Here is a 16,328-nt window from a genome sequence, read left to right as displayed (position 1 = left end):
ATGCATAAATATATCGGAAAAAGCATGCACAGAAAGGAAGATTATCGCCTTTTAACTGGAACGGGCATGTTTGTAGGTGATATTAGTTTAACCAATATGGCAGAGGCAGTATTTGTAAGAAGCCCTCATGCACATGCGAAGATTGTGGACATAAATATAGAGGCTGCAAAAGCATTAAAGGGTGTTTATGGGATATTTACTGCAAAAGATATTGAAGACCTAAAACCATTGACGCAATTTGAATCACATTGTTTTTTACCACCCAATTTGGTTGAGGCTATATCGCCAACAATCAACTTTAACTATGAAGATATTTTAGCTAAGAATAAAGTTACATATGTTGGCCAATCTGTAGCAATTGTTGTGGCGAAAAACCGTTACATCGCCGAAGATGCAGCTGATCTAGTTGAAGTAACTTATGAGCCGCTACAACCCCTTGTTGACCCATATGAGGCGCGAAAAGAGGATGCAATTCTTATACAAGAACATTTAGAAAATAATATTCAGTCCCATTTTCATGTGACAACAGGTAATGTTGAGCAAGCATTTGCCGAGGCGGACTATATAATGAATGAAAAAATTCGCACCCCCCGACTCGGATCAAATCCGTTAGAAACAAGAGGAGTAGTGGCGAAATTTGATACAAGAAATCAAGAGCTGAGAGTTTGGTCTTCTTCGCAAATGCCTTATGAAATCAGATCTACTTTAGCACATTGTTTGTCATTACCCGATCTAAGTATTCGTGTTACAGCACCTGATGTTGGAGGCGGATTTGGACCAAAAGGTGGAGTTCACCCAGAAGAAATTGTTATTCCTTACTTGGCTAAAAAATTGCAGAGGCCGATAAAATGGGTAGAGGACCGAATGGAGCATTTAACAAGTGCAAGGCAATCGAGGGATCAAATCCATGATGTGAAAGTTTCATTTAAACAGGATGGAACGATTACGGCAATTAAGGATTTTTTTGTGATTGATAGTGGTGCTGTTAATTTCTTCGCCTTAACTTGTGCTTATAATAGTGCTTATCATTTAAGAGGGGCTTATAAAATCCCTAATTATGATAGTGAATGTGAAGTCATCTTAACGAACAAAACACCTAATGTGCCATTTAGGGGAGCAGGTAGACCTGAAGTAGTCTTTGTAATGGATCGAATTATCGACATCGTCGCAAGAAAATTAAAAGTAGATCCAATCGAAATTATGAAGAAAAATATGATCCAAGCTGAAGACATGCCTTATGATCAAGGAATTCTTGTAAAAGATGGCCATCAGCTTATTTATGATAGTGGCGATTATCCTGATGCATTACGCAAGGCAGTTGATTTAGTTGACTATGATGCTTTTAGAAAAGAACAAGAAGAGAAGAAGAAAGAAGGTAAGCTAGTTGGTATCGGCATCTCTTCTTACGTAGAAGGTACGGGCGCAGGACCTTATGAAGGGGCACATATCTCTATTGACCCTTCTGGTCATGTAACAGCTTATTTAGGCTGTACCCCTCAAGGACAAGGGCATGAAACAGTATTTTCACAAATTGCAGCAGACGGATTGGGTGTAAACCCGCAAAATATTACTGTTCGAGTTGGCGAAACAACTGTGTTGCCAATGGGCCAAGGAACTTACGCAAGCCGAAGCGCAGTAAATGCAGGTTCAGCTATTTATGAGGCAGCATTAAAAATGAGAGAGAAAGTGTTAAAAATCGCCGCACATTTGCTAAAAACGGATGAAGATTTAGTCATTGATGAAGGGAAAATATATGCAGAGACTTCTCCTGAAAAGTTTGTCACCTATCAAGATGTTGGGCGAGCGGCGCTGCCTGCTAAATTAGGGAATTTACCAGCAGGCATGGAAGCAAGCTTAGAAGTAACACATTATTTTGCCCCTCCAACGGTTACATTTGCTGCTTCGATTCATATGGCACAAGTGGAGGTTGATAAAGAAACAGGTTTTGTAGATTTACAGAAATATAGTGTTGTACATGATTGTGGTACGGTTATTAATCCGATGATTGTTGATGGTCAAGTGCAAGGCGGTATTGCACAAGGAATTGGTTCAGCTCTTTACGAAGAAATCGTCTATGACCAAACAGGGCAATTGCTTACCGGTACTTATATGGATTATTTATTACCAACATCGATGGAAGTACCAACGGTGGCAAAAGCACACCAGGAATTCAAATCAACAAGAAATCGCCTAGGAATAAAAGGTGTAGGTGAGGGGGGGGCCATCGCGCCACCAGCTGCAATAGCAAATGCAATCGTAGATGCACTTCATCCATTAGAAATTAAAACAAATGATTTACCTATCAGTCCAAATAAGTTAAGAACATGGATTAAGGAAGCAGAGGCATCTTTTCAAGCACTACAAACAAATTAAAGGAAAAAACAGGTATCTTCCAAAGGATTTTGTGGGAAATCCCTTTGATTGCAAGATACCTGTTCTATCTTAAAGATTACTAGGAAAGCCATCAATAAGAGTGTATTTATTATATCACTCTTCTACTAACATGCCAATTTTCACAAGGAGTGATTCAACTATGCAAAAGGCAAATGTACTTCACGAAGAAAACATGACAAAGGCAACAAATGCTAGGTGGATTTATATTTCACTACCATTAATGCTACTGTTCACGGTTTCAATGATCGATAAATCTAATATTAATATATTATTTGCAGAAAGACAGTTTTTACAAGATTTAGCTATTAGTGATAATGTGATCAAGGGAACATTAAGTTCTGTCTTTTTAATTACATACGCATTAGGGCAGTTTTTCTGGGGGTTTGTAGTCGACCGTATCGGCGCATTTAAAAGTGGAATGATTGGTATAGCCATTTGGGGTATAGCGATGATTATCGGTGGAGTAGCTACATCGGTTACGGCATTATTATGGTCAAGAGCATTACTAGGGGTAGGTGAAGGCGTTTTATACCCCATTGCACTTACCTTAACTGCTAAGTGGTTTCCGCAACAAGAACAAGGGAAAGCACAGTCTTTTTGGTTTACAGGGAATGCAATCGGACCAGTTATTGGTATTCCAGCGATCGCATTAATTGCCGCCTCTTTTGGGTGGAGAGAAAGTTATTTCGCACTAGCGATTATTTCTTTTATTTGTTTGGCCATATTTATTTTTATGATTAGAAACAAACCATCTGAACATTATGCAACTAATGCTGCAGAAGTAAACTATATAGAAAAGGGGCAAGGAGTAAAAAAGACTGCTAACATCGATACAGGAAGTGTTAAATCTGTTTTAACGAGTCCTCTGTTCTGGATATTAACAACAGTATATGCTTGCGTCTCCATCGGTTTTTTTGGATTTTCTACATTTTTGCCAAGCTATTTAACAGAAGCAAAAGGGATTGATTTTGTTAATTCAGCTATGATTAATGCAGCGGGTTATGCTCTTGCCATCATCGTTCAATTAGTATGTGGCTATCTTTCTGATAGATGGATGAAACGGGCTGCGTTTGTCGCCGTAGCAAGTGTCATCATCATAGGCTGCTTCGTAGGCTTCTTATACACTACGAATACTACAGTCGTTATTCTACTTACAATTATTCTATTAAGTGTATTATACATGCCAGCACCGATAACCATGACGATGCTCCATGAAGTCGCTTCATCCCAAGTGATGGGGAGAATAAGCGGTACATTCGGATGTGTATCTTATTTAGTAGCAGCCGCTGGGCCAATGGTTGTTGGCTTTTTCAGTACAACAACAGGCTCTTTTACAGGCGGTTTTATGGCGTTAATTAGTTTTATCGTTCTTTCACTTTTATTATGTGTGTATTTGATGAAAAAAGGTTATTGATATAGAATCATTTTAAAAAAATTAAAAAAGTAAGAGTCGTTCTGAACGAAGTGAACGGCTCTATTTTTATAAGAAACCTTAGTCTTGTGATAAATAAATCCAATTTTTTTCATCAAATTCTTCTATTATATAATTTGAACCAATACTTTGTAGGATTTTATTAAAGGATTTTATATCGTCTTTGTTCTCATACAAACCTTCTTGAATATATTTCTTCATAATAAAATTTGTTAAGTGAGTATTGTTAACGAAGTCCGAAAAATATAATCGTAGTGTTTCCGAATCCTCTTCGTTTAACTTTTCATCATTAAGGATAGAAATTCTGAAAACATTTAGTATCTCATCAATATCTTCTTCATCCATATAACATAGTGGCTCTAGTTTTTTATCATCAATTGTAAAAGGTTTTCTAGTATCTTCAATGATTACATAAGATAAGAAATGTTCTTGCTTCCATACATGAAAGATTTCTAAATCACGTAATTTTAAGACTCTACGAAGTGATAACATAAACTTCCTCTTTTCCATATTAAGTTAATGGCTGTACTAAAGTAGAATTTTTTCTGTTTTTTGTTCCATTGTTTGCTCAGTTTTTACCTTAACAGGCACTCGATAACTCCCTAATGTCGCAACAATCACACCACAAATAATTAAAAAAGCACCTATGATATCTCGAATGGTAAATGCTTCACCAAGAATAATAACAGCTAGACCGGCAGCGAAGAGAGGTTCTAGCGAAAACATTAAACTCGTTTGTGTTGGTGATGTATGTTTTTGTGCCACTGCTTGGGAAATAAAGCCAAAGGCACTACATAGGATCGCTAGTCCAAGTATACTCATCCAAGCAACTGTGTTTTGGGGCAGGATTGGTGATTCAAAAAAGCTACTTAAAACAAGAGCGAGTATACCAGCAAAGCCGAGTTGCATGATACCAACTGTAATAGGTTCATGATCCTTAGTGACTCTTCCAATAATCAGAATTTGAATAGCGTATGCGAGAGCGGAAAGCATACACAAAATATCACCGTAATTGAATGATAAGGAATGTGTAATTGTCATGATGATAATACCAACAAATGTAATGATGATGCCTATTCTAACTGGCACGATTGGTAACTTTCTTTGCAAAATACTTTGGATCACCGGAACGAATATGACCGTCATACTTAATAAAAATCCGGCATTAGAAGCATCTGTCATCGTTAAGCCAACGGTAACTAAAGAGAACACAAGTAATAATAAGAAGCCTAATAGAAAACTGTAAAATAAAAGTTCGATATTTACATGCCGTAAAGAACGATAAAAAAAGGTAGCGGCAATTATAAAGGCAATTAAACATCTTAATGCGACAAGGTTAAATGGTTCAATCGACGCGATTCCCATCTTCATAAAAATATAAGATAATCCCCAGAAAAAATTTACCACAACTAAAAGAATCGTTGCTTTCGTGCGCATACTCATAACCATTTCTCCATTCTCATGATTTTCTACATGTATTATAATGAATCTATTAACATTAATAAAACGAATCTTTTTCATTGTTTATATGAAATAATTTCATGAAAAGGAGTAGCGAGATGAGTTTAGTTAAATATGAGATTTATAGCAAGGTTTCTGAGCTTCAAAGTTTTACGAAAGCAGCAGAAGTACTAGGGATGACACAATCTGCAGTCAGTCATGCGATGGCTAATTTAGAAAAGGAATTAGGTTTCACGCTTTTTCATCGCTCAAGAGGTGGGCTTACATTGACGAATGAAGGAAGAAGCATGCTTGTAAGTATACGTAAGGTGTTACATTATGACGAACAAGTACAACAAGAGGCAGCGAAAATAACGGGTTTGATGAAAGGAACAGTAAAAGTAGGGACATTTACAAGTGTTTCATCTACTTGGTTACCCGAAATCATTAAATCAATGGAGCAAAGTTACCCACATATCCGTATTGAATTAATTGAAGGAGATTATGAAGCGATTGACCGTTGGATTCTTAATGGAAAATTAGATTGTGGCTTTATTAATGTCGATAGCTCCAGTCATTTTGATGTTATTCCGTTAAAAAAAGACCGTTTGCGTTGTATTGTGTCAACAGATCATCCTTTTTCAAAAAGAAGTGAAATAAGCGTACAAGAGTTAAAGGATATCCCTTTTATCATGCCGACATATGGGGGGTACCATGAAGTAAAAGATTTATTTGCTAAAGCGGAGATCCAACCAAATATTCGCTTTGAATTAATGGCAGAAGATTCAATTAAGTCAATGGTTGCTCATAATTTTGGTGTAAGCATATTGCCAGAATTATTATTAGAAACCATTCCTAAAAATTGTGTGGTAATGCCATTAAAGGAAGAAAGCTATCGCACATTAGGATTAGCGATGAAGTTTAATCTGTCACCAGCAGCCAAAAGATTTGTAGAAATCACGGAGAAGTGGTTGGCGTCGTTTTATTAAATCCTCACGCCTCTAGTGAATACCTGTAAGAGACGTGGATTGAAAGCAAAACTTTTATCTAATGGTTACTTCTAGTTCAATATCTACATTGCCTTGTATGGCGCGTGAAATCATGCAGGATGCTTCTGCTTTTTTAGCCAATCTCAGAGCAAGATCTCTGTCACGTTCATTATCACGGTTAGTAAGTACGATGGTTGGTTTATGAATGATTTTCTTATAAGTTAAGACGCCATTCGTTTCGTTAACAATTGCAGTTGAGTCCATCGATAAATCATTTTTTTCCACTTTACTTCTTTCCATCATGGCAGCTAATGTAATGATATAACAAGTGGCAGCAGCACCTAGAAGCATTTCATCTGGGTTAGTCCCTACTCCTGGACCGTTCATTTCAGGTGGAATAGATACTTTTGTATGCAGTTGTCCACTTTCGATTGTTCCGATGCTATTTCGTAATCCTGGAAAGTGTGCTTTTAAATGAAATTGATGATCAGCCATTAGTATTCCTCCTTCAACTATACGTAAAAACTATAGCAAATCACAAGGCTTTTATCAAAGACAAACTTCCTATAGAATAAGAAGGGTCAGATAGAGATAAAGGGGAGTTTAGCAACATGAAATTTGTGTCATGGAATGTAAATGGTTTGCGTGCTTGTGTGAAGAAAGGCTTTCTCGATTTTTTTGCAGAAGTGGATGCGGATGTGTTTTGTATACAAGAATCAAAGCTTCAAGCGGGTCAAATTGAATTAGATTTAAAAGGCTATCATCAATATTGGAATTATGCTGTTAAGAAGGGCTATTCAGGAACCGCTATTTTTACGAAAGAAAAACCTTTATCAGTAAAATATGGCGTAGGGGAAAACGAAGAACAAGAAGAAGGTAGAATTATCACGTTGGAATTTGAAACGTTTTACCTTGTAAATGTATATACACCGAATTCAAAAAGAGATCTATCCCGATTAGACTATCGTTTACAATGGGAAGATGAATTAAAAACATATTTGCTTTCGTTAGAGGCGGAAAAACCGGTGATTTATACAGGGGACTTAAATGTTGCACACCAAACAATTGATTTGAAGAATGCAAAGTCCAATATTGGAAATTCAGGATTTACTGATGAAGAACGCGGGAAAATGACAATTCTCCTTGAATCAGGGTTTGTCGATTCTTTTAGATACCTTTATCCAGAAAAGACAGATGTCTATACATGGTGGTCGTACATGGCCAAAGTGAGAGAGCGGAATATTGGCTGGCGAATTGATTATTTTATCGTGTCGGAAAAATTAAAAGCACAAATCAAAGATGCCGGTGCACACTGTCAAACAATGGGTAGTGATCATTGTCCGATTTTCTTAGAATTAGATATATAGGGAGAAAATGAAATGAAGTCTAATAAGGCTTCATTTTTTTGTGTTGTTCATATTAATTGACAAAGGATAAAGCAATCTATTGTGCAACTAACAAATGTAAAATTAAATAGATGTTAACTAAGCAAGCAAAACTTGTGAAGATGGTGCGAGAATCTTGATTCTTTAAATAAGAACCCTTGTATCTATACAAAAAAATTTCATTAGTAAAAAATCTATTTACTCCCCTCAAACTTCAATGGTTTTCTGGATACTTTTTCTAGTTCTGCTCATACTAAAGGCAATGATTGTAGGAGTGAAGTCAATGAATGAGACATCGGTCGTTATTGTAAGGTCGATTATTGCTTTTGGTACATTACTTATATTTACACGATTTTTAGGTAAACAAACAGTGAGTCAAATCACATTCTTTGATTACATTTTAGGTATCTCGATTGGTTCTATGGCCGCAAATCTTTCAGCAGACATCGCGACAGATGCTTGGCCATATTGGGTGGGGCTATTTACATGGACGGTTCTTGTATTATGTCTGCAAAAAGTAACAATGAAGTGGCGACAAGCATCAATCTATTTCGATGGGGAGCCTGTCATCGTTATTATGGATGGGGAAATTATGGATGAAGTTATGAAGAAACTGCGTTACCGTATCTCTGATCTCCAAGAACAACTAAGAGAAAAAGGGATATTTGATTTAAAAGAGGTAGATTATGCAATTGTAGAAAAAGATGGGCAAATATCCGTGTTAAAAAAAGCGGATTATTTACCAGTTACCCCAAGAGATTTACAGTTAAAGTCTACATATAAAGGAATAGGGACGGAATTAATTTATGATGGTGTGCTTGTCCGCAATAATTTGCAGCAATTGCAAAAATCTGAGGAATGGCTGATGAAAGAATTAAAAAATCGTGGATATACAAAAATTAGTGATATCTTTCTAGCGATTATTGATAGCAACGGGATGCTCTTTATTGACGCTTATCATGATAAAATGAAAAAACCCGTAGATATAACAGATTTTAAAGGATTGAAGTAAATGAAAGAGTTTATTCTTTATAAATTGATTCCATTACTTATATTGGCTATTTTTATTTTCACAATGAAGTCTGGAGATTTTCTTAAACAACCACTTGTTGATGGGGATGATGTAATAGGGACGCTTTCTTTAGTTGAACAATCAATTCACGAAGGTGATTGGAAAAGTGCAAAAAAACAAATCAATAGAGCCAAAGAAGGGTTTTTAACTGTTCAGATGCGAGTGCAGTTTTCTGTAGAGAAAAATGAACTGAATCAAATAGGCACAAGTTTAAACCGCGCAATTGGCTTTATTGATGTTCATGATGAGGGAGGAGCTCAGGCTGAAATAGAAGAAATCAAATTTGCATGGGAGGGGTTAGGAAAATAAAATAACAGTAAGACCATTAAATAAGAGAATGAGGAGAATGATTTATGTTGGCTAAGAAAAAAGTAGTTTTAACAGGAGGGGGATCAGCGGGGCATGTTACCCCTAATCTCGCCCTTATTACAGAATTACAGAACGAAGTCGATTTTTTTTACATAGGTTCGAAAACAGGCATTGAAAAGGAGTTAATCGCAAAGACCGAGGTCCCTTATTTTTCAATTTCCAGTGGGAAATTAAGAAGATATATAGACTTAGAGAATGTAAGGGATATCTTTCGCGTCATGAAAGGTGTAATTGACGCAAGGAGAATCTTAAAACAGATAAAACCTGATTTGCTCTTTTCAAAGGGTGGATTTGTATCAGTCCCCGTAATAATTGCTGCTAAAATGCTAAAAATACCAGCATTTATCCATGAGAGTGATTTAACACCCGGATTAGCAAATAAAATTGCCCAACGGTTTGCTGAAAAGGTGTTCACTTCGTTTGAAGAAGCGAAAGCTTATTTTCCGCGAGAAAAAGTGTTTGCCATTGGCTCACCAATACGGCCAGAAATATTTAACGGCGATAAAAACACGGCCCTAAAGTTGCTTCATTTTTCTAGTGTAAAGCCAATTATTACTGTTATGGGTGGTAGTTTAGGTGCTAAAAAGATAAACGAACAAGTTCGCAAGGAATTACCGAATCTATTAGGTAACTATCAAGTTGTGCATATTTGTGGAAAAGGTCAAGTTGATGAAAGTTTACTAGGGAAAGCAGGTTATAAACAATTCGAATATATTCATGAGGAATTACCACATATCCTTGCCGCTACTCATTGTGTAATCACAAGGGGTGGATCCAATGCGTTATTTGAATTTTTAGCACTAAATATGCCCATGTTAATCATTCCCCTATCTAAAAAACAAAGTAGAGGAGATCAATTGTTAAATGCTGAGTCTTTTGCACAAAAAGGATTCGCTAAAGTAGTTGAGGAAGAAGCAATTGGTTCCTTATTACATACGTTAAGACAAATGGAATTGGATAGAGCAGAAATGATTGCTAGTATGAGCAAATCTCCTTTGGCGAACGGTTTAAAAGTTATAGTGAATGAGATTAGGGAAAGGTAATGGTTACAAATCTATTTGAAAATGCTTGTCAAAGCATGGTATAGTATTCTACGGATAAATATGAAATAGACATCTAAAAAAGGATGTTGTAAATGGGATTATTTAATAAAATTTTTTCGAAAAAAGAACAAGTTACGATAGAATTTTGTGAAAAGAACCTCGATCGTTTTTATACTGATGAAGACTTTACGCTATTTGGTCCTTTTCTTTCTAGTAAAGAGGTATCTTACAAACAATATGAATGCCAATCACATTGTAAGCAATGCAAGAAAAGTCCATATGCAATAGTTAATGGCGAGTTTATACAATGTGAAACGCCCAGTGAACTATTATCGCAAATGAAAGAACAGAAATAAGCAGGTGGAAGAAATGACAGAAGAAAATAATCAATACCGCGTCTTACTCTATTATAAATATGTAACAATCGAACATCCTGAAGCCTTTAGTAAACATCATTTAAAAGCATGTCGTGAGCTCGGATTAAAAGGAAGAATCCTTGTTGCCAAAGAAGGTATAAACGGTACGGTTTCAGGCACAGTGGAACAAACAAATGCGTATATAAATATGATGAAAAACGACAAACGCTTCAGTGATATGGTCTTTAAAATTGATGAAACGAATGGCCATGCATTCAAGAAAATGCATGTCAGACCTCGTAATGAAATAGTGACATTAAAACTTGAGGATGATCTCAATCCTAATGAGATCACAGGCAAATATTTAGAGCCAAAAGCATTCTTTGAAGCAATGCAAGCAGAGGATACTGTTGTTATTGATGCAAGAAATGATTATGAATATGATATCGGCCACTTTAGAGGGGCGATTAGACCGGATGTTGAAGCATTTCGTGATTTACCTGATTGGATACGTGAACATAAAGACCAACTTTCTGGTAAGAAGATTTTAACATATTGTACAGGTGGCATACGTTGTGAAAAATTCTCTGGTTGGTTAGTAAGAGAAGGTTTTGAAGATGTGAGTCAGCTACATGGTGGCATTGTCACATATGGTAAGGACCCAGAAGTTCAAGGTGAACTATGGGACGGTCAATGTTATGTATTTGATGAAAGAATCAGTGTGCCAATTAATCAGAAAGAACATACCATTGTCGGAAAAGACTATTTCACTGGTGAATCTTGTGAACGTTATGTCAATTGTGCTAATCCTGAATGTGATAAACGTTTTATGACGACAGAAGAAAACGAGCATAAATATTTACGGAGCTGTTCGGATGAATGCCGCACACACCCTGATAATTTATACGTGAAAGAAAATGGTTTAACAGATGAAGCGTGGCAAGAGCGATTACAGAAGATAACCATTGATGCATAAGAAAAAGGCTCATAACCAAAAATGGTAATGGGCCTTTTTACTTTGATTAATCGAAGATGGGGAATTTATGAGGATCTTTAAGGTAGCTAAAAGCCATTTTGATTTGTTCTCCCGTATTTCGATTAAGGGATAAAGGAGGTAAGTTGTTTTCAGTGAAAAAATCAATCGCCTCGGTTTCTATACCACAGGCAGCTTGTCCGCCCGAAATCTCACATAAAATAAATATTTTATAATAATGGAAGAATTGTTTGGGGTGTGGGTGCTTATTCATATCCAATAAGGCTATGAGCTTCTTCGCAACACAAATAAAACCTGATTCTTCTTGAATTTCTTTTATAACATTCTCACTTGCAGATAAGCCAACATCACAAAAACCACCTGGTAAGGACCATTTGTTATCAACATTTTCTTTCACTAGCAAAATTTGGTTTTTCCTGAAAACAACCCCTCGTACGTCAATTTTCGGTGTTTGATAGCCTGATTCATTACTTAATACTGCCACAATCTCATCCATTGTTTGCCCTGAGTACTCACCTATGATCTCAGCACTCAGTTCTTTTAACTGCTCATACCTTTCAATATCATAGATATCTTTTGAAAAAGCTAAGCCTGATTGTGCAATCGCTTGGATTTTCCTCGCCCATGTTAACCACTGGTCGCTCATTATTTCATCCCCTTTGATAAGCTTTACACAATGTTTATCAATCATCCAATTCGGTATTTGCTTGTAGTTGAAACTCCGTCGTTTGGTAAGCTTTAGATGTTTTCAGAAATCCCTGATTCTGATGAACCTAACATAGATTGGCATTCATGATGAGAAAGTGTACACTCATTAAATGTTAAACATTTAACGCAGCGTTACAATTTAATGTGTTGGCTAACGTACCATCGAAATAAATGGAGGACTGCTTTCATAAAGTCACCCTCTCACTCATTGTATCCCAAGTTTAACAAAATAAGGTGGAAATAAGGAGTTTTATTTTCTAGTTACTTTTTATACTTATTAGTTGAAAAAGTAGATAAGGTATTCTAAAATATAGAGTGTAAATAGATTTTACATATTAGGAGGAATTCAAAATGGCTAAACACGAATTACCAGCATTACCTTATGCAAACGATGCGCTTGAACCACATATCGATGCGCAAACAATGGAAATCCACCACGATCGTCACCATGCAACATATGTAAACAACTTAAATGCTGCATTAGAAGGACATGACGAGTTAGCTAGCAAATCTATTGAAGAACTAATTGCTAACTTAGACGCTGTTCCTGAAGATATTCGTACAGCTGTACGTAATAACGGTGGCGGACATGCAAACCACAGCTTGTTCTGGACACTTCTTTCTCCAAACGGTGGCGGTGCACCAACTGGTGACGTTGCTGGTGCAATTGAAGAAGCTTTTGGTAGCTATGATGCATTTAAAGACCAATTCGCTAAAGCTGCAGCTGGACGCTTTGGTTCTGGTTGGGCATGGTTAGTATCTGAAAATGGTCAATTATCTATTACAAGCACACCAAACCAAGATAGCCCAGTAATGGAAGGTAAAACACCAATCCTTGGTCTTGACGTTTGGGAGCATGCTTACTACTTAAAATATCAAAACAAACGCCCAGATTATGTTCAAGCATTCTTCAATGTTGTGAATTGGGATGAAGTAAACAAATTATTCGCAGCATCAAAATAAGGATGTTGATGAGGGACCCAAAATTTGATTTTGGGTCTTTTTTATATACATAATGAGAGGTAGAAGCATTTAAAAGGTAAAAACAAAAAGCACACAACCTATGAGGAATCTAGGAAAAAGAGGGGACAAATAGAAAATACACACAAACCACAAACACAAAGTAAAAAATATACTCTGTTGTTCCTATTCGACATGTCATAAAAAGAAGATATATACAAAAAGGGAAGCCCTAAAAATCCACAAAACAATCAACCGACCAGTGTCAATAAAAAAGAAAAACTATTACTCCATCAAGTAATAGTTCAGTCAATTAAATTTAATTTTAAATTGGCAATGATCATGCCCTTCTGTTTTGCATCTTACACGGTGGACTTGATTTGTGTTTAATGCTTGCTTGAACAATTGGGTTTCACAATGACAAGCTGTTTTATACGATTGGGCTATGGAAAGAATGGGACAATTAAACTCTGTGAGCTCATATTCGTCTGTTCCTGTTTTTGACAAGTATGCCATATAGCCTTTTTCATTTTGAATGTTTAAAAATGTTTGCATTTTCATATCAGGCGCTTGTTCTAGTAATCTATTTTCGTACTCTTCCACTAGTCGCTTTTCCCGTTTCATAAATAAGTTTTCAATTGCTTCACTGCCATACAATTCTTCGATATCATTGAGAAATTCAAGTGATAGACCTTCATAATTTTTCGGAAAATAATGTTCGCCTTTACTTGTTAAATAGTAGAATTGAGTCGGGCGACCTAGCGCTTGTTTCGTTTCTATAGATGCGATTAAACCGCTATTCTCTAATCCGGTTAAATGTTTTCTCACCGCCATATGGCTAATATTCAGGCGTTCCTTAAGGTCGTTGACAGACATGGAAGACTCTTTTTTTAATAAAAATAACACTTTATCTTTTGTTGTTTCTGCATGAAATTCCATTCTATCACCTCAAGTATGGACAATATTCGCGTGGCAATGGTCGGTTTGACAATCATACTTATTATACTATATTGTATAAAAAAACTTAAGAGATAATCATTGCCAGTGAAATTTTTAGAGAAATAAGACATTTTGATTGAGTGCTCACTCAATCTTTTTTAGATAAATAGTTTAGTAGGGGGAATAAGGTCATGATTTATCCAATAACCATACCGACAAACAGTGATTTGCGGTCTTTTAATTTTTTTATTGTAGAAGGCAGTAAAGGATTAACATTAATAGATGCTGGAATTAATCATGAAGCATGTTGGCAGCAATTTCTTCAAACACTACAGTGCCATCAATTTCTGTTAGAGGATATCAATGAAATCATCCTTACTCATTCACACGAGGATCATATAGGCTTGATTCCTAGAATCATTGAAAAGCATAATATCCCCGTCTATGTTCATGCTGAAGCGATTCCTCGGTTAAAGAGGGAAAAGTCATTTTTTGAACAAAGAACTTCTTTTTATGAAAGGTTATATCGTGAGATGGGTTGTGGGACGGAAGGTGAACAAAGAGTACAGCAGCTTAAGAATATCGTCATAGAAAAACAAAACGAGGGATTGCGTGCTGATTATAGAACGTTAAGTGAAAATGATTATATTATTAATAGAAAAGTAATTGAAACACCAGGACATGCCCCTGATCATATCGCTTTAATAGATGAAAGAAACAATGTGATGTTAGGTGGAGACCACCTTATCGCCCATATATCAAGTAATGCTTTAATTGAACCTTATATGAATGGTGAAAGAAGAAAGACGGTCCTTGAGTATGTGGAGTCACTGCAAAAATGTTTAACCTATGATATTGACTATTGTTATAGTGGGCATGGGGAACGTATAACGGCGCCACATTTACTTATACATAAAAGGTTGAAAGGGATAGAAAGAAAAGCTGAAAAATTCCTGTCCTATATTTCTGAAGAAGAAAAAACAGCGAGTGCACTTGCCCAACATTTTTACCCTGACAAATATTATACGCAGTTCAGCCTTGTAATGTCAGAGGTGATTGGTCACTTAGATTATTTGGAAGAAAAGAGGAGAGTAGAGAAGGGAATGGAAAATGGAGTTTGGCGATATAAAGCCGTTAAGCACATTAAGTAAAAAGTTTTTATAGGGGAAATGGATTTTCTCATATGGAACATTTTATGAGGTCCAATCCCCTTTTGTTTTTTAAAAATCTGTCCACTTGATATTAAATAACCCTATATACAACTCTTTGTGACAATCATAGAATAATAGAGAAACGGCATAGTTAAATCTCAACTTTTGGTGTTGGATGAGACAAATACCTAAGTACTATAGGTAGGAGAAGGGCAAAGGGAATAACAAGCTTGGCATATAACAGGGTTGCTAATAGTAAGCTTGAAAAATCACTTTTTCCACCTAAAATAATGGTAATAAATACCTCATTTTTACTAAAAATGTGAAAAATGAAGGAATATGACTATATTTAAATAGGGCATAGGAAACTTAATTCCAACCATTGATTCCTTTATGTTTGACGTAAGCTTTTCTTATAAGTCTCAGCAAATGAAGAAAAGTCAAAATAAAGGGTTGAAAGGAGCAGATTTACTATGGGAGTGAAAAGAAAGCTTGCATCTGGGATGATGTCAGCAGCACTTGGATTGGCTCTGGTTGGAGGAGGGACATTTGCCTATTTTTCCGATGAAGTAGCGACGAATCATGTATTTGCTGCTGGCACACTAGACTTATCAATTAATCCTGAGGTTGTGTTTCAAGTTGAGAACATAAAACCGGGTGACACAGTCACGAGAGAGCTTGTTTTAAGTAATAGTGGTTCGTTGCCAATTGAATCCGTTCACCTGCTTACAAATTACCAAGTATCGGATGAATTATCTGATAATACAGAAGATTTCGGCAAGCATATTCGTGTGAACTTTTTGTGGAATTGGGAGAAAGAGTCTGAACCTATTTTTGAGACAACTTTGTATGAATTGAAAAATATGGACCCTGATATCGTTCAAAGAGACCTATGGGATCCTTTATGGAAGCAGAATAGTGGCCTAGCTCCAGGAGAAACAAATGAAATATGGGTACAATTCGAATTTATTGAAAACGGTGAAGATCAAAACCAATTCCAAGGGGACCAGTTAAATCTAGAATGGGTATTTAATGCTTCACAAACAGCTGGTGAGGAGAAGTAAATTAAAATAAGCAATGGGGAGGCGTTTTTGCA

17 protein-coding genes are annotated in these 16,328 nt (G+C 36.2%); 12 read left to right on the top strand and 5 right to left on the bottom strand.

The window, feature by feature from the left end; all coding sequences use genetic code 11:
- Both MHI57_RS04260 and MHI57_RS04255 read left to right on the top strand, forming a co-directional pair.
- A complete protein-coding gene (locus MHI57_RS04260) occupies positions 1-2,373 on the top strand; it encodes a xanthine dehydrogenase family protein molybdopterin-binding subunit (protein WP_340975206.1) in 2,373 nt (790 codons plus the stop codon).
- A gap of 160 nt (positions 2,374-2,533) precedes the next feature.
- Positions 2,534-3,808 (top strand): MFS transporter, encoded by a 1,275-nt coding sequence (locus MHI57_RS04255; protein WP_157733968.1) that lies wholly within the window; start codon positions 2,534-2,536, stop codon positions 3,806-3,808.
- 78 nt (positions 3,809-3,886) lie between these two features.
- Here MHI57_RS04255 and MHI57_RS04250 read toward each other — a convergent pair whose 3' ends face one another.
- Positions 3,887-4,318, bottom strand: coding sequence for a terpene synthase (locus tag MHI57_RS04250; RefSeq protein ID WP_340975204.1), 432 nt, complete (start codon positions 4,316-4,318; stop codon positions 3,887-3,889).
- A gap of 36 nt (positions 4,319-4,354) precedes the next feature.
- The gene (locus tag MHI57_RS04245; RefSeq protein WP_322909448.1) at positions 4,355-5,269 is read right to left on the bottom strand and encodes a DMT family transporter; all 915 of its coding nucleotides are present in this window, start codon (positions 5,267-5,269) and stop codon (positions 4,355-4,357) included.
- 116 nt (positions 5,270-5,385) lie between these two features.
- Here MHI57_RS04245 and MHI57_RS04240 point away from each other — a divergent pair, with 116 nt between their 5' ends.
- Positions 5,386-6,255, top strand: coding sequence for a LysR family transcriptional regulator (locus MHI57_RS04240; RefSeq protein WP_307313579.1), 870 nt, complete (start codon positions 5,386-5,388; stop codon positions 6,253-6,255).
- 54 nt (positions 6,256-6,309) lie between these two features.
- Here MHI57_RS04240 and MHI57_RS04235 read toward each other — a convergent pair whose 3' ends face one another.
- On the bottom strand, positions 6,310-6,750 hold the full coding sequence (locus MHI57_RS04235) for an OsmC family protein (protein WP_307313581.1): 441 nt from the start codon (positions 6,748-6,750) through the stop codon (positions 6,310-6,312).
- A gap of 116 nt (positions 6,751-6,866) precedes the next feature.
- Between MHI57_RS04235 and MHI57_RS04230 the strand changes: the two genes are divergently transcribed.
- The 6 genes from MHI57_RS04230 (at position 6,867) to trhO (ending at position 11,456) form a co-directional block, all read left to right on the top strand.
- Positions 6,867-7,622 (top strand): exodeoxyribonuclease III, encoded by a 756-nt coding sequence (locus MHI57_RS04230; protein WP_095373095.1) that lies wholly within the window; start codon positions 6,867-6,869, stop codon positions 7,620-7,622.
- A 301-nt stretch (positions 7,623-7,923) separates the two neighbouring features.
- Complete coding sequence (locus MHI57_RS04225) at positions 7,924-8,652, top strand: DUF421 domain-containing protein (RefSeq protein ID WP_095373096.1); 729 nt, start codon at positions 7,924-7,926, stop codon at positions 8,650-8,652.
- The gene (locus MHI57_RS04220) at positions 8,653-9,021 is read left to right on the top strand and encodes a DUF4363 family protein (protein ID WP_095373097.1); all 369 of its coding nucleotides are present in this window, start codon (positions 8,653-8,655) and stop codon (positions 9,019-9,021) included.
- 47 nt (positions 9,022-9,068) lie between these two features.
- Positions 9,069-10,124, top strand: a complete 1,056-nt coding sequence (locus tag MHI57_RS04215) for an undecaprenyldiphospho-muramoylpentapeptide beta-N-acetylglucosaminyltransferase (RefSeq protein WP_340978537.1) — start codon at positions 9,069-9,071, stop codon at positions 10,122-10,124.
- 92 nt (positions 10,125-10,216) lie between these two features.
- Positions 10,217-10,480, top strand: a complete 264-nt coding sequence (locus MHI57_RS04210) for a DUF1450 domain-containing protein (protein WP_095373098.1) — start codon at positions 10,217-10,219, stop codon at positions 10,478-10,480.
- 13 nt (positions 10,481-10,493) lie between these two features.
- Positions 10,494-11,456 carry an oxygen-dependent tRNA uridine(34) hydroxylase TrhO gene (gene trhO / locus MHI57_RS04205; protein ID WP_340975198.1) on the top strand — a complete coding sequence of 321 codons (963 nt, stop codon included), beginning with the start codon at positions 10,494-10,496 and terminating at the stop codon, positions 11,454-11,456.
- Between the two features lie 46 nt (positions 11,457-11,502).
- Here trhO and MHI57_RS04200 read toward each other — a convergent pair whose 3' ends face one another.
- The gene (locus tag MHI57_RS04200) at positions 11,503-12,120 is read right to left on the bottom strand and encodes an NUDIX hydrolase (RefSeq protein WP_340975196.1); all 618 of its coding nucleotides are present in this window, start codon (positions 12,118-12,120) and stop codon (positions 11,503-11,505) included.
- Positions 12,121-12,533: 413 nt separating this feature from the next.
- Between MHI57_RS04200 and MHI57_RS04195 the strand changes: the two genes are divergently transcribed.
- Positions 12,534-13,145, top strand: coding sequence for a superoxide dismutase (locus MHI57_RS04195; protein WP_095373101.1), 612 nt, complete (start codon positions 12,534-12,536; stop codon positions 13,143-13,145).
- A 306-nt stretch (positions 13,146-13,451) separates the two neighbouring features.
- On the opposite strand, the gene MHI57_RS04190 is transcribed toward MHI57_RS04195, so the two are convergent.
- On the bottom strand, positions 13,452-14,081 hold the full coding sequence (locus MHI57_RS04190; protein ID WP_340975195.1) for a helix-turn-helix transcriptional regulator: 630 nt from the start codon (positions 14,079-14,081) through the stop codon (positions 13,452-13,454).
- Positions 14,082-14,272: 191 nt separating this feature from the next.
- Between MHI57_RS04190 and MHI57_RS04185 the strand changes: the two genes are divergently transcribed.
- Positions 14,273-15,232 carry an MBL fold metallo-hydrolase gene (locus tag MHI57_RS04185; RefSeq protein WP_340975194.1) on the top strand — a complete coding sequence of 320 codons (960 nt, stop codon included), beginning with the start codon at positions 14,273-14,275 and terminating at the stop codon, positions 15,230-15,232.
- Positions 15,233-15,705: 473 nt separating this feature from the next.
- Positions 15,706-16,296 (top strand): CalY family protein, encoded by a 591-nt coding sequence (locus tag MHI57_RS04180; protein ID WP_307313603.1) that lies wholly within the window; start codon positions 15,706-15,708, stop codon positions 16,294-16,296.
- The last annotated feature ends 32 nt before the right edge of the window (positions 16,297-16,328 follow it).

It is taken from the genome of Cytobacillus sp. FSL K6-0129 (genome assembly GCF_038007625.1).
Classification (GTDB): Bacteria; Bacillota; Bacilli; order Bacillales; family Cytobacillaceae; genus Cytobacillus; species Cytobacillus kochii.
Note: the sequence above shows the minus strand (reverse complement) of the source record. Positions and strands in the feature narration are given on the sequence as shown.